This is a genomic window from Halorussus halobius (genome assembly GCF_004765805.1).
GTDB classification, from domain to species: Archaea; Halobacteriota; Halobacteria; order Halobacteriales; family Haladaptataceae; genus Halorussus; species Halorussus halobius.
Genome location: NZ_SBIU01000005.1, coordinates 77241 through 97642, shown reverse-complemented (window position 1 = coordinate 97642; position 20402 = coordinate 77241). Strand labels below are relative to the sequence as shown.

The 20402-nt window shown below is 70.1% G+C and carries 22 protein-coding genes and 1 tRNA gene; 7 read left to right on the top strand and 16 right to left on the bottom strand.

From position 1 onward, the window contains the following. Window positions 1-61: 61 nt before the first annotated feature. On the bottom strand, window positions 62-307 hold the full coding sequence (locus EPL03_RS14760; protein WP_135830106.1) for a YhbY family RNA-binding protein: 246 nt from the start codon (window positions 305-307) through the stop codon (window positions 62-64). Between the two features lie 87 nt (window positions 308-394). After that, window positions 395-673: a ribonuclease P protein component 4 gene (locus EPL03_RS14755; protein ID WP_135830105.1), complete on the bottom strand. Its 279-nt coding sequence runs from the start codon at window positions 671-673 to the stop codon at window positions 395-397. A 307-nt stretch (window positions 674-980) separates the two neighbouring features. Here EPL03_RS14755 and EPL03_RS14750 point away from each other — a divergent pair, with 307 nt between their 5' ends. The 3 genes from EPL03_RS14750 to EPL03_RS14740 all read left to right on the top strand — a co-directional run bounded on the left by EPL03_RS14750 (window position 981) and on the right by EPL03_RS14740 (window position 4296). Then, complete coding sequence (locus EPL03_RS14750) at window positions 981-1985, top strand: glycosyltransferase family 4 protein (RefSeq protein WP_135830104.1); 1005 nt, start codon at window positions 981-983, stop codon at window positions 1983-1985. Window positions 1986-2084: 99 nt separating this feature from the next. Further along, entirely contained in the window at window positions 2085-3188 is a 1104-nt protein-coding gene (locus EPL03_RS14745) for a glycosyltransferase (protein WP_135830103.1), read from the top strand. A gap of 58 nt (window positions 3189-3246) precedes the next feature. Next, the gene (locus EPL03_RS14740) at window positions 3247-4296 is read left to right on the top strand and encodes an ATP-binding protein (RefSeq protein WP_135830102.1); all 1050 of its coding nucleotides are present in this window, start codon (window positions 3247-3249) and stop codon (window positions 4294-4296) included. Here the strand turns inward: EPL03_RS14740 and EPL03_RS14735 are convergent. Beyond that, window positions 4293-5123, bottom strand: a complete 831-nt coding sequence (locus EPL03_RS14735) for an HD domain-containing protein (RefSeq protein ID WP_135830101.1) — start codon at window positions 5121-5123, stop codon at window positions 4293-4295. The two genes, EPL03_RS14740 and EPL03_RS14735, sit on opposite strands and share 4 nt — an antisense overlap. Before the next feature lie 509 nt (window positions 5124-5632). On the opposite strand from EPL03_RS14735, the gene EPL03_RS14730 reads away from it, so the two are divergent. Beyond that, window positions 5633-5929 (top strand): twin-arginine translocase TatA/TatE family subunit, encoded by a 297-nt coding sequence (locus tag EPL03_RS14730; protein ID WP_210425010.1) that lies wholly within the window; start codon window positions 5633-5635, stop codon window positions 5927-5929. Between the two features lie 18 nt (window positions 5930-5947). Next, window positions 5948-6020, top strand: a tRNA-Arg gene (locus EPL03_RS14725). 299 nt (window positions 6021-6319) lie between these two features. On the opposite strand, the gene EPL03_RS14720 is transcribed toward EPL03_RS14725, so the two are convergent. From EPL03_RS14720 to EPL03_RS14665, 12 genes are all read right to left on the bottom strand, one after another. Further along, window positions 6320-7102, bottom strand: a complete 783-nt coding sequence (locus tag EPL03_RS14720; RefSeq protein WP_135830100.1) for a nucleoside phosphorylase — start codon at window positions 7100-7102, stop codon at window positions 6320-6322. 239 nt (window positions 7103-7341) lie between these two features. Further along, window positions 7342-7908: a hypoxanthine/guanine phosphoribosyltransferase gene (gene hpt, locus EPL03_RS14715; protein ID WP_135830099.1), complete on the bottom strand. Its 567-nt coding sequence runs from the start codon at window positions 7906-7908 to the stop codon at window positions 7342-7344. 55 nt (window positions 7909-7963) lie between these two features. After that, on the bottom strand, window positions 7964-9727 hold the full coding sequence (locus EPL03_RS14710) for a Na(+)/H(+) antiporter subunit D (RefSeq protein ID WP_135830098.1): 1764 nt from the start codon (window positions 9725-9727) through the stop codon (window positions 7964-7966). After that, window positions 9727-11475, bottom strand: a complete 1749-nt coding sequence (locus EPL03_RS14705; RefSeq protein ID WP_135830097.1) for a cation:proton antiporter — start codon at window positions 11473-11475, stop codon at window positions 9727-9729. Before EPL03_RS14705 ends, EPL03_RS14710 begins: the two co-directional genes overlap by 1 nt. Before the next feature lie 3 nt (window positions 11476-11478). Then, window positions 11479-13029 carry a monovalent cation/H+ antiporter subunit D family protein gene (locus EPL03_RS14700; protein ID WP_135830096.1) on the bottom strand — a complete coding sequence of 517 codons (1551 nt, stop codon included), beginning with the start codon at window positions 13027-13029 and terminating at the stop codon, window positions 11479-11481. Beyond that, complete coding sequence (locus tag EPL03_RS14695; protein WP_135830095.1) at window positions 13022-13378, bottom strand: cation:proton antiporter subunit C; 357 nt, start codon at window positions 13376-13378, stop codon at window positions 13022-13024. Before EPL03_RS14695 ends, EPL03_RS14700 begins: the two co-directional genes overlap by 8 nt. Beyond that, on the bottom strand, window positions 13375-13911 hold the full coding sequence (locus tag EPL03_RS14690) for an MnhB domain-containing protein (protein WP_135830094.1): 537 nt from the start codon (window positions 13909-13911) through the stop codon (window positions 13375-13377). Before EPL03_RS14690 ends, EPL03_RS14695 begins: the two co-directional genes overlap by 4 nt. Continuing rightward, window positions 13908-14441, bottom strand: coding sequence for a DUF4040 domain-containing protein (locus tag EPL03_RS14685; protein WP_135830093.1), 534 nt, complete (start codon window positions 14439-14441; stop codon window positions 13908-13910). Before EPL03_RS14685 ends, EPL03_RS14690 begins: the two co-directional genes overlap by 4 nt. Continuing rightward, window positions 14438-14752 (bottom strand): monovalent cation/H(+) antiporter subunit G, encoded by a 315-nt coding sequence (gene mnhG, locus EPL03_RS14680; protein WP_135830092.1) that lies wholly within the window; start codon window positions 14750-14752, stop codon window positions 14438-14440. Before mnhG ends, EPL03_RS14685 begins: the two co-directional genes overlap by 4 nt. Beyond that, complete coding sequence (locus EPL03_RS14675; RefSeq protein WP_135830091.1) at window positions 14749-15024, bottom strand: cation:proton antiporter; 276 nt, start codon at window positions 15022-15024, stop codon at window positions 14749-14751. Before EPL03_RS14675 ends, mnhG begins: the two co-directional genes overlap by 4 nt. Next, on the bottom strand, window positions 15021-16139 hold the full coding sequence (locus EPL03_RS14670) for a monovalent cation/H+ antiporter subunit E (RefSeq protein WP_135830090.1): 1119 nt from the start codon (window positions 16137-16139) through the stop codon (window positions 15021-15023). Before EPL03_RS14670 ends, EPL03_RS14675 begins: the two co-directional genes overlap by 4 nt. Before the next feature lie 193 nt (window positions 16140-16332). After that, the gene (locus EPL03_RS14665; RefSeq protein ID WP_135830089.1) at window positions 16333-17052 is read right to left on the bottom strand and encodes a hypothetical protein; all 720 of its coding nucleotides are present in this window, start codon (window positions 17050-17052) and stop codon (window positions 16333-16335) included. A 253-nt stretch (window positions 17053-17305) separates the two neighbouring features. Here EPL03_RS14665 and EPL03_RS14660 point away from each other — a divergent pair, with 253 nt between their 5' ends. Both EPL03_RS14660 and EPL03_RS14655 read left to right on the top strand, forming a co-directional pair. Next, window positions 17306-18292, top strand: coding sequence for an ABC transporter ATP-binding protein (locus EPL03_RS14660; RefSeq protein ID WP_135830088.1), 987 nt, complete (start codon window positions 17306-17308; stop codon window positions 18290-18292). After that, the gene (locus EPL03_RS14655) at window positions 18289-19176 is read left to right on the top strand and encodes an ABC transporter permease (protein WP_135830087.1); all 888 of its coding nucleotides are present in this window, start codon (window positions 18289-18291) and stop codon (window positions 19174-19176) included. Before EPL03_RS14660 ends, EPL03_RS14655 begins: the two co-directional genes overlap by 4 nt. Before the next feature lie 61 nt (window positions 19177-19237). Here EPL03_RS14655 and coaBC read toward each other — a convergent pair whose 3' ends face one another. After that, a complete protein-coding gene (gene coaBC, locus EPL03_RS14650) occupies window positions 19238-20395 on the bottom strand; it encodes a bifunctional phosphopantothenoylcysteine decarboxylase/phosphopantothenate--cysteine ligase CoaBC (protein ID WP_135830086.1) in 1158 nt (385 codons plus the stop codon). Between the last annotated feature and the right edge of the window lie 7 nt (window positions 20396-20402).

Here is a 20402-nt window from a genome sequence, read left to right as displayed (position 1 = left end):
CGTACTGATAGGCGGCTGGTCGACGAGGCGATTCACGGCCCCGGACAGCGGTGGCGGCGAATCAGTGGTAGACTGCCGTGTTGCCCCGGGTCTCGACGAGGTCGGCGCTCGCGCGGTCGGCGAGGTCGTCGGCCAGTTCGTCGGTCGAGGTGCCCCCGCGTGCGGCCCGCAGGAACTTGACCTTCACGAGGTCGCGGTCGTCGAGCTGGTCGCGGAGCTCGTCGGTGACTGGGTCGAGCCCGGACTTGCCCACCCAGACGGTCACGTCGAGGTCGTGGGCGCGCTGCCGGAGGTCGTCGTCGGTCATACCCGCCTCTCGGGCCGGCGCGACCTTAAAGGGCGTGAACGGAGCCGGGCGACGGGTTCGGTCCCGTCGGGAACGACTGTGGCCGGCTCAGGCGTCGTACGGGTACCGCGCCTGTTCCCCGCAGTCGCAGGTCACGACCACGTGGCCGTCCTGAAGCCTGACGCGCGCGTTCTTCCCGGGTCGGCGGTAGCGGTCGCAGGCGTCGCAGGCGAACCGCTCCAGTTCCGTCGGCAGCGACAGCCGGTTGCGCTCGGCGAGCCTGCGCGCGAGCCGGACGTACCGACGGGCGCGGTCGTCGCGGCACTCGCTGGCCGCCTCGCGGGCCAGCGACGCGAGCCGTTCGATGCGCTCCTCGGCGATGCTCATGGGTGGACGTTGCTCACGGGTATCGGGTTCTCGCGCGTCGCGACACTTATCACCGCGGAATCCGCGGGAATGGGGGAATGGGGGGTGGGGGTTTCCGGGGCGAGACAGGACAAGGATAGAAGCTGCCTGTGTTGCCCCATGGGGGAGATTCCACGAATGGGTAAAGTAAGTTTTGGTTTTCGGCCGAGACGTGCGCTCGGCGGCCGACGCTACCGGCGCGTTCCGGTAGGATTTTGTCCCGGCCGGGTCTTCGCTCCCACAACGTGAGCGCGCGACCGAACCACGGGACTGGCCGGCCAGCGACGCCATGAAGGTGAGCCACTACTTCGAGTGGGAGAAGTACATCACGGGCGGGCACGTCCAGTCGGTCGACAACCAGCGGGCCATCATGGACCGCCACGACATCGCGTACACCACCGAAGCCACGCTCGACGCCGACCTGCTCCACCTCAACAACATGGGGCCGAAGTCGGTGTACTACGCCCGGAAGGCCCGCGACGCCGACGTGCCCGTCCTCGTCCACACCCACCAGACCGCCGAGGACTTCCGGGAGAGCTTCGCGCTCTCGAACGTCATCTCGAAGCCGATGAAGCCGTACCTCCGGTACGCCTACTCGCTGGCCGACCATCTGGTCTGTCCGTCCGAGTACAACCGCCGGACGATAGAGGAGTACTCGGACGCCCCGAAGACGGTCATCAGCAACGGGTTCGACCCCGCGAAGGTCGAGGGATTCGACGACGCGGGGCTTCGCGCCGAGTATCTGGACCGCTACGAGCTGGAGCCGCCGGTCGTGTTCAACGTCGGACACGTCATCAAGCGCAAGGGGCTGGCGGCGTTCGTCGAGACCGCCCGCCGGATGCCCGAATTGGACTTCGTCTGGTTCGGCTACCTCAACCCGACCGGCGGGGAACTCGACCGACTGCTCAAGAGCCGCGACACCAGGCGGCTGGTCGAGAGCGCCCCCGACAACTGCCAGTTCACGGGCTACGTCGAGGACATCCGGGGAGCCTACGCCGCCGGCGACGTGTTCTTCTGGCCGAGCAAAAACGAGAACGAGGGCATCGCGCTGCTGGAAGCGATGGCGTGTGGCAAGCCGCCGGTCATCCGCGACATCTCGACCTACGACTGGCTCGACGACGAAACCCACTGCCTGAAGGCCGACGACGAGGCCGGGTTCGTCGACGCGCTCGACCGCCTCCGGGACCCCGACCTGCGCGACCGGCTGGGGGCCAACGCCGCCGACGAGAGCGAGGCGTTCGAACTCGACGCGGTGGGCGAGGACCTCGTGGCGCTGTACCGGCGGTTGGTCTGACCGGCGTCGCGAGGCCGCCAACCCGTACCGTTCCGGGGTGGACGGCCGCCCGACCTAACTTCACAAGGATTTAACTATCGGTTCGCAAAGACCGAACAAATGGAACGGGTCGCCGCGTTCACGGACACGTACCTGCCCACCGTCAACGGCGTGACCTACACCATCGCGTCGTGGCGCGACCGCTGGGAGCGGGCGGGCGGCCGGATGGACGTCGTGTACCCGAAGGCCGACGGCCACCGACCGGCCGACGGCGAGCACCCCGTGGGGAGCCTCCCCTTTCCGTTCTACGACGGGTTCCGACTCGGCACGCCCTCGGTCCCGGACGCGGTCCGGAACGCCGAGGTGGTCCACGCCCACACGCCGTTCAGTCTCGGGCTCGGCGGGCTGCGACTCGCCCGCGACCGCGACATCCCGATGGTGGCGTCCTACCACACGCCGACCAGCGAGTACGCCGACTACGTCTCGCCGACCGACGCCGTGGCCTCGCTGGTCGGCCGAGTGTCCGAAGCCTACGAGCGGTGGTTCTTCGGGCACGTCGACGCTGTGCTGGCCCCGAGCGCGGCGACCCGCGACCACCTGACCGAGGACGTCGGCGTCGACACTCCGGTCGAGGTGGTGCCCAACGGCGTGGACACCGAGCGGTTCCGCCCGGTCGACGCCGAGCCGTTCCGCGACCGTCACGACCTCCCCGACGACCGGCCGCTCGTCGGCTACACCGGCCGACACGGCTACGAGAAGCGCCTCTCGGAGCTCGTGGCCGCGGCCGCAGGCATGGACGTTACCGTCGTGTTCGGCGGCGACGGTCCCGCGCGCGAGGACCTCGAAGCGAAGGCCGAGTCGCTCGGCGCGAACGCCCGATTCCTCGGCTTCCTCGACCGCGAGGAGCTGCCCGCGTTCTACTCCGCCCTCGACGCCTTCGCGTTCCCCAGCCCGGTCGAGACGCAGGGCCTGGTGGCGCTGGAGGCCAACGCCTGTGGCACGCCCGTCGTCGGCGCGAACGCGGGCGCGCTCGCCGACACCGTCGTCGACGGCGAGACGGGGTATCACTACGAGAGCGGGGACGTAGATGGCTTCCGGCGAGCCATCGACCGGGCGCTCGACGACCGCGACGACCTCCGGGAGACGTGTCTGGCCCGGCGCGACGCCGTCAGCCTCGAACACGCGGTCGAGAAGCTCCGGAACGTGTACGACGGCCTCGCCTGAGTATCAGCCGAGATACGTGTCCGGTTAGTATAAGTCCGTCCGGCCCCTCCCAGTGAGCATGACTCGTTCGGACGTGCCCATCGAGGCGGCCTTCGACGCGCTCCCCGGGCAGGTGGCGGTGCTCGACGAGGACGGCCACATCGTGCTCACGAATCGCGCGTGGCGGAGGTTCGCGGCGGCCAACGACGGCGGGCGCGACCACGTCGGAGCCGACTACCTCGCGGTCTGTGACGGGGCGGACGACGAGCGGGCCGCCCGGACCGCGGCGGGAATCCGGCGACTGCTCGCGGGCGGGAAGGACGCGGTCGCGGTCGAGTACCCCTGTCACGCGCCCGACCGCGAGCGCTGGTTCACGATGCGGGCGATCCGGTTCGACCACGGCGGCGAGCGGTACGTGCTGGTCATGCACGTCGACATCACCGAGCGCAAGCGGGCCGAACTCGCGGTCCGCGCCCAGAACGACCGGCTGGAGACCGTCTCGAGCGTGCTGAGCCACGACCTCCGGAACCCGCTGAACGTGGCGCTCGGCCGAGCCGAGATGGTCGACTCCGAACACGCCGACGCGGTGGTCCAGTCGCTCGAACGGATGGAGGCCATCGTCGAGGACGCGCTCGTGTTGGCCCGCCACGACGACCCGGCGGAGACGAGCCGGGTCGAGCTGGCCGACGCCGCCGAGCGAGCGTGGGGCTACGTCGAGACCGGGGAGGCCGAGCTCTCTATCGTCGACTCCTCGTCGTTCGAGGCCGACCCCGACCTGCTGTCGCACGTCTTCGAGAACCTCTATCGGAACGCGATAGAACACGGCGCGAGCACGGTGACCGTCGGGGCGTTCGACCGGGGGTTCTACGTCGAGGACGACGGCCCAGGCATCCCGACCGCGGACCGCGACGCGGTGTTCGACTCGGACTTCTCGACGACGGACGGCGGGACGGGGCTCGGCCTCGCCATCGTCGAGCACGTCGCGGAGGCCCACGGCTGGACGGTACGTGCGACCGAGGCGTCCCTGGACGGCGACGCCCGCGCTCCGCATCCGATAACGTCCGACGGCGGGCCGGTGAAGGGCGAGCCGACGCCCTCCCGGGGCGCACGGTTCGAGGTCGCGTTCTAGAGCTCGACGCGCTCGACCAACTGGTTGCCGTCCTCGCGGACGTTGACCGCGACGATTCGCACGTCGTCTTCAAGCCCCGAGTCCCGGAGCTTGGCCTTCAGCAGGTTGTCGACCTGATACACGCCGGCGGCGTTCAGCATCTCTATCTCGACGAGCACGGGCACCGCGTCGCCCTCCATCAGCGTGACTCGACGGATGGCCTGACTCGACACGGTGTCGATGCCCCGGCCGCCCTTCTCGTAGGGCATCCGCGAGCGGCCCTCCTCCATGTCGAGCGCGTCGGCGATGCGGACGACGCCGGCCTCGGTCGTCAGCGGGTCCTCCTCGGTGTGGTGACACAGGATGGCGTGGAGTATCTCGCCTTTCACCCGGACGGCCGACGCGGTGTCGTAGAAGTCGAACTGCGGGAGGACGCGGTCGAGCAGGTCGGCCGCGAGCGGAATCGACCAGTAGGCGTGGTCGTCGCGGTGGACGACGTGGCCGATGTCGTGGATGGTCGCGGCCAGCGCCACGACGACGGCCTCGTCGGCCTCGTCCAGTCCCTGCTGGGACGCGCCGTTGAACTCGACGTCGCCGCGCTTGAGCAGGTCGTAGAGGCTCAGCGCCCGATTGCGGACGATCTCGATGTGTTTGCTGCCGTGGTCGTTGTACCCCTTCCGGAGCACGGGGTTGACGTTCTGGGCGCGGAGATAGGTCTGTATCTCGGGGTCCTCGGCCACGAACGCCAGCACCTCGTTGACTCGCTCGTCCGGAAACGCGTGGTCGGCGTCCGGGTCGTACGCCCGGGTCGGGTCGTCGGTGGCCGTCAGCTCGTCGGAATCGCTCATGGCCGGGACGTAGTCGCTCCAGCGGAAAAAGCCCTCGGCCGGCCGGAACCCGCCGACACGCGCCGGATGCAGTCGGCCGCCTGCGCCGCCGACTCGCGACCACCGAGAGCCGGGTCGACTCGACGTCCGCCTTGACCGCGGGGGAGGCAGTGTCGACTCTCCGGCGGTCGGGCGCGAAGGAATGGGAGGAATCGGGCGGCAGGGGAACGTGACGGTGGGGTCCGACGTAGTGTAGGTTACAGGGGAGGACCTGCCGCCACGCCGAACTGGTAGGCCGACGGTCATAAGATATTCGATATATTATTTCCCCAGAACCAAGGACAAAATATCGGGAGACGAACCCGTGGACCGTCGAGCCCGGCCGAACGAACCACCGTTGGCCGAGCCGGGCGTTCGCCCGAGTGAGAATCGGGCTCGTTCGGACGCCTGCACCGCGTTCGGGCGGGGTCGCCCGTCGACTGAACGAGGCAAAAAGCCTATAGTCGGCAATCAGCTATCCTCAGGTAGAGATGGTACAGATGATTCCACTGTTCGGACCCGTGCCCGGCGGGATGGAGATGATGGTAATCCTCCTCATCGCCGTCCTGCTGTTCGGCGCGAACAAGATTCCGAAGCTCGCGCGCTCGACCGGCGAGGCCATGGGCGAGTTCAAGAAGGGTCGCGAGGAGGTAGAGCAGGAGCTCCAGGAGATGCAGGACGACACCGTCGGCGACATCGACTCCTCGACCGACGCCGGCACCGAGCCCGCGACCGAGACGAGCACCGAACCCGCGACCGAGACCGAGACCGACACCAGCACCCAGTAACCGACTTTTTTCGACTCTGGGCGTGTGGCCTAGTGGACAGGGCAGGAGGTTCCTAACCTTCTGATCGCGGGTTCGAATCCCGTCACGCCCGCTACTGGCTCCGTTAGCGGAGCCGCCAAGCGGGCGCGACCCACCCCCTGCGAACGAACTCCTCGCACCGACGCCGCGGGACCACACGGTGCGGTCCCGCCCGGGACCAGCCGCCCGTCGGCCGGCATCGGCTTCGTCTGCGCCGCGAGCTTCTACACGACGGGGACGACGTTCTCGGCGACCGGGTCGCTGGCGACCGGCGTGCTGTGGGCGGCCGTCGCCGCGCTTCGTTCGCCCGAGTCGTCGCTGTTGCCCGGGTTGGGTCGCTCGAGCGAGTGCGGCGCGTCCGACCGACCCCCGCTACGTTTCGCCCACGTAGCCGGTGAGAATCTCCTTCGCGGTGTCGCCGAGCCGGTGCATGTCTTCGGCGGTCAGGTGGAACTTCGGCTCCCAGTCCGAGAGCCCGAGGTAGTCGCTGACGACGAACATCGCGCCCGCGTCGACGCCGCGATGAGCCGCGACCGCGAACACCGCCGCCGCCTCCATCTCCACGGTGAGGACGCCCTCGCTGGCGTACCGTTCGACCTCCAGTTTCGTCTCCCGGTAGACGGCGTCGGTGGTCCACGTCGGGCCGACGTGGAACGGCTCCTCGCGGCGCTCCAGGAGTCGTTTCGTCTCGCCGACGAGCGACTCGCTGGCGCGGGCGTACGTCTCCGGTTCGACGTAGTGGTGGGACGTGCCCTCGTCGCGAATGGCTCGCTCGGGCACGATGAACTCCCCCATCTCGATGTCGTCGTCGAGACAGCCCGCGTAGCCGACCGAGAGGAACGCCTCCACGCCGTCGACCGCGAGTTCCTCCATCAGCATCGCGGCGGTGGGTGCGCCGATATCGAAGTTGCCGAGGACGCCCACCGAGCGGTCGGCGTCGTCGAAGACGTAGAGGTCGCCGTAGTAGTGGTCTACCTCCCGGCCGTCGTACGCCTCCGTGAGGTAGTCCATCAGGCCGCGACTGTAGCAGAGGACGACCGCCTCGGGGGGCTCCACCGGGTCGCCGTCGACTCGCTCGGCCCTGTACTCGGCCTCCTTCTCGGGCGTGATGAGCGGCTGCGCGTCGAACTTCTCGGGGAGGTTCGGAATCGGCATCGAACCGGACGTTCCACCGGTCGGTTGAAATACGTTTTGCGGGTGTGAGAACGAATGGCGAGTTCCGTCGCGGGGGTGAAATATCGCACAGCCCTGCCCTTATCCGTCGCCGCTCTCGTCGACGATGACGACTTCGCCATCCACCCTTCTGCTGCGCTCGCGTTTGCGCGGCGCTCCGCGCCGCGCTCTCGCTCGCTTGCAAAACGTTGATGAAAAGACCCCACGGCCTCGCAGTCGTCCTATCCGTCGCCGTTCTCGTCCACGATGACGACCTCACCGTCCTCGACGTCGACGTTGATGAGCGTCTTGACGTCGTAGTCGGTGTCGTCGAGTTCGTTCGGGCCGACCTTCTTGATGACCGCCAGCACGTCGGCGACGTCCGCGCCGATGTGTTCGAGCGCCTCCGTGATGGCCTTCATCGTCCCGCCCGTGCTGAGCACGTCGTCGAGCAGGAGGACCCGGTCGCCCTCCACGACGTTGTTGATGTACATCTCGTTCTCGGAGTAGCCGGTCTGCTGGGAGAGCGCGACCTCGCCGTCGAGTCCGTACTCGCGCTTGCGGATGACCACCACCGGGATGTCGGTCATCAGCGACACCGCCGTCGAGATGTGGATGCCCATCGCTGCGGGGGTGACGATTTTGTCCACGTCCTCCAGCTCCGCCTTTCTGATTATCTGGATGACGATCTCGCGGAGGAGACCCGGCTCCAGCACCGGGATGCCGTCGCTGATGGGATGGACGAAGTAATGGTAGCCGTCTTTCTCGATGATGGGGGCGTCGAGCAACGACCGCTTGAGCTTCTCCATGTTGGGGGTACTCGACACGACAATAAAAGGTGACGGAATCGCGCCGGCGGGCCGCTCACAGCACCACGGCCAGCGCGACGACGAGCGCGACCGCCACCAGCAACACGCCGTTTCGGACGTCGGTCCGGAACTCGACCTCGCGTCCGCCGCCCAGCGCGACGACGCCCCGGCCGAGCCGGTGGACGCCGCGCGTCGAGGTCCGGGCCAGCCCGACCGCGACCCGGTCGACGGCGGCGTACAGCTCGGTGACGCCCACGACCAGCGCCCGCGTACCGTAGAACGAGGCCGGGCTGTAGATGGCGTCGACGTCGGGAACGTCGCCGCCGTACCGCTCCAGGGGCTTCTTGACGAGGACGAACCCGACGAAGCCGATGGCCGCCAGCGCCAGCCCCTCGACGACGTGGTCGAAGGTGTAGGTCTCGTAGACGTGCGAGACGGCCGCGTCGCTGGTCACGTCGAACGGCAAGAGTGCGAACAGCGCGCCGTCGAAGACGCCGTAGAAGACACACAGCGCGGCGACGCTGAGCATCGCGACGGTCTGGCCGCGGTTGGCGTCGGCGACGCTGCCGCCGTACTCGCCGTGGAGGAACGCGTAGTAGCCGAACTTGATGAACGAGAGGAAGGTGCCGACGCCCCCGACGAGGAGGAGGAGTTCGAGGGTGTGGAAGTCACCGACGGCGACGGGTCCGGCCGGGAAGTCGTAGTGGCTGGCGGAGATGACGATGCCCTTGCTGACGAAACCGTTGAACAGCGGGAACCCGGCGATGGAGAGGGCGGCGACGGTGAACGCGCCGGCGGTAATCGGCATCTCCCGGCCGAGTCCGCCCAGCCTCTTCAGGTTCTCCGTCCCGGTCCGGTAGACGATCACGCCCGCCGTCATGAACAGCAGGCCCTTGTAGAGGATGTGGTTGAACACGTGGGCCATCGCGCCGGCCTGACCCAGCGCCGTCCCGATGCCGACGCCGGCCACCATGTAGCCGACCTGCGACTGGATGTGATACGAGAGCAGGCGGCGCATGTCGTTCTGGAACAGGGCGTACGTGGCTCCGAACACGGCCATGACCCCGCCCATGTAGGCGACCGCGACGTTGCCGTCCTCGGGGAACACGCGGTACATCCCGTACACGCCGGTCTTGGTGGTGAACACGCAGAGGAACACGCTGGCCGCGATGTGCGGTCGCGGGTAGGTGTCGGGTAGCCACGCGTGCAGGCCGACGAACCCGACGTTGACCCCGATGCCGAGCGCCGCGAGGGTCGCCGGGATGCCGGGCGCGATGCCGTCGGCCGCCGTGAACAGGAACGACCCCACCTCGACGTAGTGCCAGATGATGCCCGCCATCAGCAGGCTCCCGCCGATGCCGTGGAGGAGGGCGTACCGGAAGCCCGCCCGGACCGCCTTGCCGCCGTAGTCCCACACCAGCAGGGTCGAGGTGATGGCCATCAGCTCCCAGAAGAACAGGAGCGTGAGCCAGTCGCCCGCGAACACCGCGCCGAGGCTGGTGCCGACGTACGAGAGCGCGTAGGCGGTCTGGGCGTTGTCGGCGTCGCTGGCGTACGAGTACACCACGGCGACGGTGCCGATGAGCCCGAAGATGAGACCCATCAGCCGCGAGAACTCGTCGACGTTGAACAGGACGGCCCTGAACCCGAGGAACTGGGTTTCGAGGTACGCGCCCTCGGGGACCGCGTACGACCACGCCGCGACGACGGCGGCCGAGAGCGCGCCCACCGCGTGACCGGAGCGGCGCGAGAGCAGCGGCACGACCAGCGCGGCCGCGAGGACGAGGACGGCCGGCGGAATCGCCGTGAACTCGACCATCAGACGTTCACCCCCGTCGCGCCCGCGACTATCATCTCGACCAGTCGCAGGAACACCGCCTGATGCGGGACGATGCCCAGCAGGACGGCCCCGGCCGCGGCCGAGAGGATGGGTCCGAGCATGAACCACGTCGTCTCGCCCGCGACCGACCGGCGCTCCCATCCGCCGGCCGGCGGCCCCCCGTGGTGGTCGCCGTGGTGGTCGTCGGACAGGTGGTCGTAGTGTTCGGGCGGGTCGGACTCCGCAGACGACCCGTGGTCGTCGGGCCGAACGTGGTCGCTGGGGTTGCGGTCGACCGCGTACTCGCCCTCGTCGGGGTCGGCGGCGTCCGAATCGGCCGACTCGCGGCCGCCGTCGGTCGCCATCCCGCGCCGACCGCCGAAGGGGTTCTCTATCAGCGGTTTCGAGTCGGCGGCGTCCTCGCTCTCGAAGAACGCCTGATACACGATGGGCCAGAAGTACGCGACGTTGAGCACGCCCGAGACCAGCAGCGCGACCGCGAAGAGGGTCTGGTCGGCGCTCACGCTCCCGATGAGCAGGTACCACTTGCTCACGAACCCGGCCAAAAGCGGGATGCCCGCCATCCCGAGCGAGGCGACTCCGAACGCCGCCATCGTGCCCGGCATGCGCTTGCCGATGCCCGCCATCTCGGAGATGTCGTCGGTGTGAGTCTCGACGTGGATGGCTCCCGCGCAGAAGAACAGGGTGAGCTTCATGAACGCGTGGGCGGGGATGTGGAGCAGGCCGCCGACCAGCGACATGGGGTGGAGTATCGCCAGCCCCAACACGATGTAGGAAAGCTGGCTCACCGTCGAGAACGCGAGCCGGCGCTTGAGGTTGTCCTGCCGGAGCGCGATGACGCTGGCGGCCAGCAGCGTGAACGCCGCGACCGCCGCGAGTGGCAGCCCCATCCCGAGGTCCCGAATCGCCTCCGGGCCGAACACGTCGAGGACGACCCGCGCGATGCCGAACACGCCCGACTTCACGACCGCGACCGCGTGGAGCAGCCCGGAGACGGGCGTGGGCGCGACCATCGCGTCCGGGAGCCACGAGTGCATCGGCATCAGCGCGGCCTTCACGCCGAAGCCGGCCACCAGCAGCGCGAACGCCGCCCGCGCCAGCGCGGGGTCGGCGGTCGCCAGCGCGGCGATGCCGCCGGCGGTGAACTCGGCCGTGCCGGTGAGCCAGACGACCAGCAGGGTGCCCGCCAGCACCGCGACCCCGCCGCCGAACGTGTACGCGAGGTACTTTCGGCCGGCCGCGCGGGCCTCCTCGGTCTCGTCGTGGGCGACTAGCGGGTAGGTCGCCACGGTCAGGAGTTCGTAGAACACGTAGAGGACGACCAGGTTGTGGGCAAAGGCGACGCCGACCGCCGACGACACGCTGGCCGCGAACGCCGCGAAGTACCGGCTCTGGTCGGTCTCGTCGAGCCCGCGCATGTAGCCGATGCTGTAGAGACTCGTGATTATCCAGAGCGTGCTGGCGAGCAGCGCGAACAGCACGCCCAGCGCGTCGGCCCGGAGCGCGAACTCGACGCCCGGGACGAACGTGCCGAAGTCGGTGACGTACGTGTCGCCGGCCAGCACGCCGGGCACCATGCTCGCCACCACGCCGAACGTGCCCAGCGCCGCCAGCATGGTCCACGACTCCCGGAGGTTGGGCCGCCGCCTGGAGGCGAGAATGGGCGCGGTCGCGACGAGCGAAATCAACACCGCTACGACCGGTCGGATGGAAGTAATCTCGGTCATTGGTCAGGAGAGCAGGCGCGTCACGGTCGGTTCGACGAACTGTTCGTACTCGATGGCGGCCGCGCCGAGCGCCACCGCCAGCACGGCCGCCGCGACGACGACCGCGTACATGCCCAGCGACGGGCCGCGAGCGGGCGAGGCGTCGTTCCCGCCGTCGACGGCGGCCCCGTCGGCCACGACCTCGGCGTTCCCGGACGCGACCTCGGCGTCCTCTGGCGCGGCCGAGTCGGCGGGTGCGGGCGCGTCGCGGAAGAACATCCGCTCGACCAGTCGGGCGAAGTACGCCAGCGTGAGTAGCGTGCTGGCGACGATGACGCCGGTCAGCGCCCACGCGCCCGACTCGACCGCGCCCAGTGCGACGTACCACTTGCCGACGAAGCCGACGGTCGGCGGGATGCCCACCATCGAGAACGCGAGGACCGCGAACAGCACGGCCCCGGCGGGGAGCCGGTCGACCAGCCCCTCGTAGTCGTCGACGGTTCGTGCGCCCGTGCTGACCGCGACCAGCCCCGCCGCGAGGAAGAGCCCGCCCTTCATCACGGCGTGGCCGACGAGGTGGACGAACGCGCCCACCATCGCGGTCTCGCTGGCGAGCGCCATCCCGGCGACCACGAGGCCGAACTGGGCCACCGACGAGTACGCGAGCATGCGCTTGACCTCGGTCTGGGCGACCGCGAGCGCGCTCCCAGCGAGGATGCTCACCGAAGCGGCCGCCAGGAGCAGGTTCTGCGCGAGGGGGTTGGCGTCGAGGAACGCCGGCGTGAACACGGTGTAGACCACCCGAATCAGCGCGTACGCCGAGACGGTCGAGACCAGCGCGGAGATGAGTCCCGACACCGAGTCGGGCGAGGCCGCGTACGCCTCGGGCTGCCAGACGTGGAGCGGGAACACCGCGACCTTGATGAACAGCCCGACCACGACGAACGCGAACGCGGCCCGGGCCAGCGTCGCGGTGTGGCCCACGTCCTCGGCCAGCAGGGTCGCCAGATGCTCCATGTTGAGCGTCCCCGTCCCGATGTAGGCGTAGCCCGCGCCCAGCAGGAACAGCGACGCACCCACCGTGCCGATCAGCAGGTAGCGGAACGCCGCGACCGCCGACCGGCCGCCGTCGTCGCTGGCGACCAGCACGTACGCCGCCAGTCCCGTGATTTCCAGGAAGACGTACATGTTGAACAGGTCGCCGGTGATGCTCATCCCCGTCAGGCCCGCCACCAGCAGGAGGTAGGCCGCGTAGAACGGATTCGAGCGCGGCCCGCCGACGCGGGCGTAGCTGAGCACGCCCAGCGCGGCGACCGCCACGAGGAGTATCATCGTGGCCGACAGGCCGTCTATCACGAGTTCGATGCCGTAGGGCACCTCGAACCCGCCGACGACGTAGGTTATCCGGCCGTCGACGAACGCCCGCCGGGCGAGTTCGGCGACCAGTCCGAGCTGCGCGAGCGAGGCGACCAGCGCGACGGGCCACCCGCTCTCGGAGCGGACCAGTCCCGCCAGCAGCGCGAGGACCGACCCCAGGATGGGGACCGCGACCGCGAACGGGACGAGGTCACTCATCGTGGCGCACCTCCCAGAGCACGTCGGCGTCGAGCGTGCCGTACTCGTCGTAGATGCGCACCAGCAGGCCGAGCGCGACCGCGGTCAGCGCCACCCCGACCACGATGGCGGTCAGGATGAGGACGTGGGGCAGCGGACTGACGTGCGGGGCTTCGGCGGTCAGCACGGGCGGGTTCGCGCCCTCGACGTACGCCGACGCGATGAAGAACAGGAAGATGCCCGTCTGGAACAGGTTCATGCCGATCACCTTCTTGACGAGGTTGCGGTTGCCGATCATCATGTACGCGCCGACCCCCAACAGCAGGAACGTCCCGAGGTAGTAGTAGCGGGCAGCGAGCGCTTCGATCACGCCGAGTCACCTCCGCGAACGCCCGACGCGATGGCGAAAAACAGCCCGGTGATGATGCCCGCGACGATGACGCCGATTATCAGCTCGACCAGCTCGATGCCGTACTTGCTGGCGTGGTGGATGCCGACCGCTCCGTAGTCGAGGAACGCGCCGTCGGCGACGACGGTGAGGACGCCGACGGCGACGAACGCCGCGACGCCCGACCCGACCAGCGCGACCACGGCGGCGGGCGAGAGCCACTCGCGGATGGGTTCGATGCCGAACGCGATGCCGAGCATCAGGATGACCGTCCCCACGATGACGCCGCCCTGGAAGCCCCCGCCCGACGAGTCCGCGCCGTGGAACATGATGAACAGTCCGAACGTGAACACGAACGGCGCGACCACGCGGACGGTCGCCATGATGATGGGGCTCTCGACGTAGGGCTGGACCGACTCGTCGTCGTCGGGTCCGATGTCGAGGTCGATGCCGCCGTCGGTCGCCGTCTCGGCGGTTCCCGAGACCGACTCGGAGTCTACAGCGCGGTCGCTCATTCGAACACCTCCTTGCCGAGCACGACGAGAATGCCGACGCCCGCCGAGTACACCACCACGGCCTCGCCGAGGGTGTCGAACCCGCGATACGACGCCAGGACGGCGGTGACGGCGTTCTCGACCCCGGCCTCCTCGTAGGCGTAGTCGAGGTAGTAGGCGGTCACGTCCGAGGTGGCGATCGGGGTGTCGGCGGCTCCGACCGGCGGGAGCGCGCCCAGCGTGGTCGCCAGGACGGCCACCAGCGCGAGTGCGACCCCGAGCGCCGGCAGGTCGACGCGCTCGAAGGTGCGCCCGTCGCCGGGCCGGACCGTCTTCGCGATGGTCAGCAAGAAGAGGACGGTCGTCACGCCCGCGCCCACGGCCGCCTCGGTGAGGCCAACGTCGGGCGCGCGCAACACGACCCAGATGACCGCGATGCCGAGGCTGTAGGCGGCGAACGCGATGATCGAGCCCAGTACGTCCCGGAGGACGGCGGTCACGAGCGCGCAGGCCAGCACGAACGCCAGCAGGGCGAACTCTATCGGGCTCATTCCTCGCCCTCCTCGTCAGTCCACGGTTCGATGCCCTCCTCCGCGGCCGCCCGCGCGATGGCGTGGGCGGCGGTCGGGTTCGTGATGAACATGAACACCAGCAGCAGTACCGCCTTGATGGTCGAGACGTCGGACCCGAACGCGAGCGCCACGGCCGCCAGCGACAGGCCGGCCGCCAGCGTGTCGCTCTTCGAGGCGCTGTGCGACCGGGTGTAGAGGTCGGGCATCCGCAACATCCCGACCGCCGCGACGAACGCGAAGAAGACGCCCCCGGCGGCCAGCACCGCGATGGCTATCTCGCGGGGCGTCACAGCACACCACCCCGCTCGACCGTGAACTTCGAGATGGCGATGCTCATCAGGAAGTTCAACAGCGCGTACACGATGGCGATGTCGAGCGCGCCGGGCTCGCCGAGCGCGGCGGCGACCAGCGCGATGACGACCACCGTGTTCGAACCGACGACGTTGACCGCCATGACCCGGTCTTGCATCGTCGGTCCCCGGACCAGCCGGTAGACGACGACCAGCGAGATGACGACGAACGCGGCGGCCGCCCCCAGCAACACGTCGGCGACGACCGTCACGGTCGATCACCCTCCGTGGCGGGCTCGTCGGTCGCGGGCTCGTCGGCGTCCGCGTCGGGCCCTTCGCCGGAGGTCGCACCGGGCGCACGCTCGGTGGACTCGGCGTCCGGTGCCCGCTCGGCCGGGCTGGCGATGCGGGCGGCCGACCGGCCGTAGAACACGAACCGGACCGCCCGCTCCAGCGTCCCGGCGAGGAGCTCCTCGCGCGCGTCGGTCGTCAGCGCGTGGACCGTGAAGTGCTGGCGGCTCACGTCGACCGTGAGCGTCCCCGGCGTGAGCGTGATGCTGTTGGCCAGCGTCGTCACCGGGAGCTCCGACCAGACGGCGGCGTCGAACTCCACGACCTCGGGGTCGATGGGGAGGCTCGGGTGGAGCACGACGTACGCTATCTCGACGTTGGCCTTCGTTATCTCCCAGAGCAAGAAGGGGGCGTACAGCACCAGCCGGGCGAGTCGGCCCGCGAGCTGGCGCACGTTCACGAAGCCGCTGAGCGAGATGCGCCACAGCAGGCTCGCGACGACGAGCGCGCTGATCGCGCCCGTCGCGAGGTCGAACGTCGAGAGCGTCCCGCCCACCAGCAGGTAGAAGCCGAAGGCCCAGCCGAACAGCACGACGAACTGGCCGAGGCCGGCCCGACGGAGGACCGGAAATCGGCGGGTCGGCCGCTCGACCGGCGCGACCTCGGCGTCGAGACCCGCGCGTTCGAGTTCGGCCTCCAGGGGCGGCAACAGCGGCGTCATCCCGGAGGGGTTGAACTCGGGGTCGAGCAGGACCGAGTCGACGTCGTTGGCGCGGGCGTAGCGAGTCAACACGGCGCTGTAATCGCCGGGATTGAACAGGTACTCGTCCTGGCCGACGACCGCCGTCTCCACGGCGACGCGGTCGCCGTTCTCGCCGAGGTCCTCCCCGGCCCACGTCGCGACCCGGTCGAGGAAGTCCTCGGCCGCCTCGACCCCGGCGGTCGACCCGCCCGACGGCACCCGCCGGGAGAGCAGGAAGACGAAGTGGACGGTCGAGTCCGACCCGGATTCGACCGCGCGGTCGAGCGCGTACGCCACCGTGTTCCGGAGCGTGACGGACTCGCGGACCGGCACGAGGACGTTCGCGCCCGTCATCGCCACGCTCTCCCGCTGGCTCGCTCGTCACGACTGTTCGTCGGCGCGTGTCCGCCCATGGGAATCCTACCTGAAAGGCGCGGCCAGTGACTAAAGATTGCTTCGGTTTCTCGGCATTCGCGGGGGCTGACGGTCGCTCGGCCGCACGGGACGTGGGCGGTCGGGCCCGAACGGCGACGTCGGCGCTGTCCGGTCAGCCCGATTCCTCGTCGTCGCTCGCAGTCGCCGAACCGCCGGCCGGTCCGACCGGCGACGCCCCCGCGAAGGGGTCGTCCGGGACGTACCCCCGGTCGGCGGCGCGCCGGCCCAGCCCGCCCGCGATTCGCGCGAGGCCGGTCGCGACGCCGACGAGCGCCCCGCCGGCGAGCGCGAGCAGTCCGAGCAGGTCGACCAGCCCGACGCCGACGCCCAGCGAGAGGAGTCGGTCCTCGAACAGGCCGGGCGTCGGCGCGGCGAGCACCACCAGCGCGACCGCTACCAGCGTGACCACGTCGTCGGCCCGACCGTCGCTCCAGTCGTACAGTCGCTCCCAGAACGTCTCGGGCGGGCCGAACTCCGGGAGTCGCTCGGTCGCTATCTCGCGGGCGAGTTCCGGCGGCACGTCGTGAGGGTCGACCTCGCCGACGTCGAACGGTCGGTCGAGCGCCGCCGGGTCGACGTGGCCGCCCTCCCCGTCCGGGAGCCACCAGATGCGGCCCTGTCCGGTCGCGAGCGACGCGATTCGCCCCTCGTCGGCGAGGTCGTCGAGCCGTCGCTTGACGGTCTGGCGGGCGATCGGAAGTTCGGCCGCGACCTGCGACGTGGGGACCGCCGGGGCGTCAAGCCCGCGAGAGACGCGCTCGACCGCCGCCAGCACCTCCTCGTCGGTGGCCTTCTGGGCGGGCGGGTCGCTGCTCGCTGAGTCGGACGCCATGTGAGTCGCCTCGCCGGTCGTTCGACCGGCCCCGTAATCAGTGGTGCGGTCCGACGGAGACGCCGGCTCGAACGCGACCGCACGCCCGTCGGCACTCCGACTCCGACGCCGGGGCCGAATTACGGCCGGCGGTTCCGGCTCGCGACCGAACGACCGCCGGCCGTATTACGCCTAAACGGCGTGACCGATTGATACGCGCGGCCCGAGTCGACTCGGACGAGGCGGTCGGCCGACACCGACCGCAGGTGAAACCATGACCGACGACGCGATTCGAACCGACGACCTGACGAAACGCTACGGGGACGTGCTCGCGCTCGACGGCCTCGACCTCCGGGTCGAGACCGGCGAAGCGTTCGGGTTCCTCGGGCCGAACGGCGCGGGCAAGACCACGGCCATCGACGTGCTGTTCGACTTCGCGCGGCCCACCGCCGGACGAGCGACCGTGCTGGGCCACGACGCGCAGGCCGAGCCGATGGCGGTCCGTCGGCGCGCGAGCATCCTCCCGCAGGGGTACGACCTGTACGCCCGACGGACCGGCCGCCAGCACGTCCGGTTCGCGCTCGACTCGACGGGCGGCGACGCCTCGGTCGCCGGCCTGCTGGACCGCGTCGGGCTCGACCCCGCGGACGCCGACCGTCCCGCGGGCGAGTACTCGACCGGGATGGCCCAGCGGCTCGCGCTGGCGATGGCGTTGGCGGGCGACCCCGACCTGCTGGTCCTCGACGAGCCGGCCGCGGGGCTGGACCCGACGGGCATCCGGGAGCTGCAGGCGCTCGTGCGCGAGGAGGTCGAGCGCGGGACCACCGTGTTCTTCTCCTCGCACGTGCTGGCCCACGTGGAGGCGGTCTGCGACCGGGTGGGCATCCTCCGCGACGGCGAGCTGGTCGCGGTCGACACCGTGTCCAACCTCCGGGAGACGACCGGGCTCGGCACGCGGCTGACCCTCGACCTCGACCGGGTTCCCGACGTCGACCTGACCCGCATCGAGGGCGTGCTCGGGGTCGACGCGACCGACGCCCGGCTGGAGGTTCGGTGTAGTCGGCCCGCGGCGAAGGCCGCAATCATCGAGCGCGTCCTCGACGCGGGCGCGACGATTCGGGACCTCGCCACCAGCGAGCCCACGCTCGGGGACGTGTTCGCGGCCTACACCGGCCAGGACCCCGCCGCCGTCGAGGGTCGTCGCCCCGACCGCGAGGGCGAGCGCCCGGACGGAGGGACCGACGCGGAGGTGGTGGCGTGAGCCTCCCGCTGGTCGTCCGCGAGGACCTCGCGGACGCGGTCCGCTCGAAGATGGTGTGGGGGCTGGTCGGCGCGTTCGTCCTCGTGATGGCGGTGCTCGGGGTCGGACTCAGCGCGGGCGGGCAGGCCGACGCCGAGCGGTTCATGGTGTTCTTCGCCAGCGTCGGCGGGGAACTGGTCATCCCCGTGGCCGCGCTGGTCGTCGGCTACCTCGCGGTGACCGGCGACCGCCAGTCCGGCCGGCTCCGGGTGCTCCACGGGCTGCCACACAGCCGTCGGGACATCGTACTCGGGAAGGCACTCAGTCGGGGCGTCGTCGTCGTCCTCGCGACGCTGGCGTCGTTCGCGGCCGGCGGGGTCGTCGTCGCGGCAGTGTACGCCGAACTGGCGCTGGAGACGTTCGTCGGGTTCGCGCTATTGACGACCCTGCTCGGCCTGTCGTTCGCGGGCGTCGCGGTGGGCGTCTCGGCCAGCACCGCGACCCGCGGCCGGGCGATGGCCGGCGCTATCGGCTCGTACGTCATGTTCACCCTGCTGTGGGAGCCCGCGGTCGCGGGCGTCCACTACGCGGTCGAGGGGTCGCTCGCCGGCCTCGACGCCCCCGCGTGGTACCTCGGGCTCAAGGGCCTGTCGCCCATCGCGGCCTACTCGCGGGTCGCCGACAGCCTGTTCGGCCAGCACGTCTCGGGGCTGGTCGGCTGGTCGCGGATGGTCGAGGACGTGCCCCGGACGGCGTTGCAGGGCGACGCGCTCGCCGTCTCGAATCGGGTCGCCGGTGAGGTGCCGTTCTACCTGACGGACGCGGCGGCGGTCGCAGTCCTGCTGGCGTGGGCGGTCGTCCCCGTCGCGCTGGGCTACCGGCGGTTCGAGACGGCCGACCTCTGAGACGGGGCGTCGGCCCTCTTCGGCGGTCGTGCCACTCCCCTCAGTCGAGTCGGTCGACCGGTCAGCCGAGTTCGTCGGCCAACTCCTCTGCCACCCGTCGACCGAGTTCCGCCTTGCTCCCGCGGTACTCCCTGACGCTGTTGGGCCGGACGAACAGCGTCCGGGTCTCGGAGTCGCCCATCACGCTCGCGTCGTTGGCGACCACGAACGCGAGGTCGGCCCGCCGGAGCGTCTCGCGGGCCCGCTCGACCATCGCCGCGTCGTCGCCGCCGGTCTCGGCCTTGAACCCGACGATGGGGAGGTCGCTTTCGGCCCGCACCGACTCGATGAGCTTCGGCGTCGGCGAGAGGTCGAGCGTCAGGTCCTGTCCCGACCGAATCTTCTCGTCGGCGGCCTCGACCGCGTAGTCGGCGATGGCGGCGGCCGAGACCAGCGCGTCCGCGCGGCCGGCCTCGACGCGGTCGAGTACCGCCTCGCGCATCTCGGTGGCCGTCTCGACCTGCTCGACCTCGGCGTAGGGGACCTCCCCGCCGTCGTGGACGAGCGTGACGTCCGCTCCGAGAACGTAGCAGGCCCGCGCGACCGCTCGGCCGGTCCGGCCCGACGACCGGTTGGTCAGCACGCGGATGGGGTCGACCGGTTCGCTGGTCGCGCCGCTAGTGACGACTACGCGCTCGCCCGCGAGGTCGTCGGGCGCGGTCGCCCGCGCGACCGCGAGCGCGATGGCGTCCTCGGTGGCGATCTTGGCCTTCCCCTCCTCGATTCGGGGGCCGACGAACTCCACGCCCCACGACTCGACGCGCTCGATGGCGTCGAGCACGCCCGGGTGGTCGTACATCGGCTCGTGCATCGCCGGCGCGACCACCACGGGGACGTCCGCGCCCAGCGCGGTGGTCGCCGTCGTGGTCACGGGCGAGTCGTCGACGGCTGCCGCGACCTTCCCGACCGTGTTCGCGGTCGCCGGCGCGACCAGCAACACGTCGGCCCAGCCGTCCCGGCCACAGAGCTCGACGTGCTCGACCGCGCCGGTTATCTCGGTCACCACCGGTTCGTCGGTGGCGAACTCGACAGCCCACGGGTGGACGATGTTGCGCGCGCCGTCGGTCATCACGGCCCGGACCGACGCGCCCCGTCGCCGGAGTTCGTGGGCCAACTCGACCACCTTCACCGCAGCGATGCTGCCGGTCACGCCCAGCGCGACGTTGACTCCCGCGAGCATTGGCGGG

Coding starts and splice junctions, on each gene's coding strand:
- EPL03_RS14760 (WP_135830106.1), bottom strand. CDS start 307: ATGACCGACGACGACCTCCGGCAGCGCGCCCACGACCTCGACGTGACC.
- EPL03_RS14755 (WP_135830105.1), bottom strand. CDS start 673: ATGAGCATCGCCGAGGAGCGCATCGAACGGCTCGCGTCGCTGGCCCGC.
- EPL03_RS14750 (WP_135830104.1), top strand. CDS start 981: ATGAAGGTGAGCCACTACTTCGAGTGGGAGAAGTACATCACGGGCGGG.
- EPL03_RS14745 (WP_135830103.1), top strand. CDS start 2,085: ATGGAACGGGTCGCCGCGTTCACGGACACGTACCTGCCCACCGTCAAC.
- EPL03_RS14740 (WP_135830102.1), top strand. CDS start 3,247: ATGACTCGTTCGGACGTGCCCATCGAGGCGGCCTTCGACGCGCTCCCC.
- EPL03_RS14735 (WP_135830101.1), bottom strand. CDS start 5,123: ATGAGCGATTCCGACGAGCTGACGGCCACCGACGACCCGACCCGGGCG.
- EPL03_RS14730 (WP_210425010.1), top strand. CDS start 5,633: ATGGTACAGATGATTCCACTGTTCGGACCCGTGCCCGGCGGGATGGAG.
- EPL03_RS14720 (WP_135830100.1), bottom strand. CDS start 7,102: ATGCCGATTCCGAACCTCCCCGAGAAGTTCGACGCGCAGCCGCTCATC.
- hpt (WP_135830099.1), bottom strand. CDS start 7,908: ATGGAGAAGCTCAAGCGGTCGTTGCTCGACGCCCCCATCATCGAGAAA.
- EPL03_RS14710 (WP_135830098.1), bottom strand. CDS start 9,727: ATGGTCGAGTTCACGGCGATTCCGCCGGCCGTCCTCGTCCTCGCGGCC.
- EPL03_RS14705 (WP_135830097.1), bottom strand. CDS start 11,475: ATGACCGAGATTACTTCCATCCGACCGGTCGTAGCGGTGTTGATTTCG.
- EPL03_RS14700 (WP_135830096.1), bottom strand. CDS start 13,029: ATGAGTGACCTCGTCCCGTTCGCGGTCGCGGTCCCCATCCTGGGGTCG.
- EPL03_RS14690 (WP_135830094.1), bottom strand. CDS start 13,911: ATGAGCGACCGCGCTGTAGACTCCGAGTCGGTCTCGGGAACCGCCGAG.
- EPL03_RS14685 (WP_135830093.1), bottom strand. CDS start 14,441: ATGAGCCCGATAGAGTTCGCCCTGCTGGCGTTCGTGCTGGCCTGCGCG.
- EPL03_RS14670 (WP_135830090.1), bottom strand. CDS start 16,139: ATGACGGGCGCGAACGTCCTCGTGCCGGTCCGCGAGTCCGTCACGCTC.
- EPL03_RS14665 (WP_135830089.1), bottom strand. CDS start 17,052: ATGGCGTCCGACTCAGCGAGCAGCGACCCGCCCGCCCAGAAGGCCACC.
- EPL03_RS14660 (WP_135830088.1), top strand. CDS start 17,306: ATGACCGACGACGCGATTCGAACCGACGACCTGACGAAACGCTACGGG.
- coaBC (WP_135830086.1), bottom strand. CDS start 20,395: ATGCTCGCGGGAGTCAACGTCGCGCTGGGCGTGACCGGCAGCATCGCT.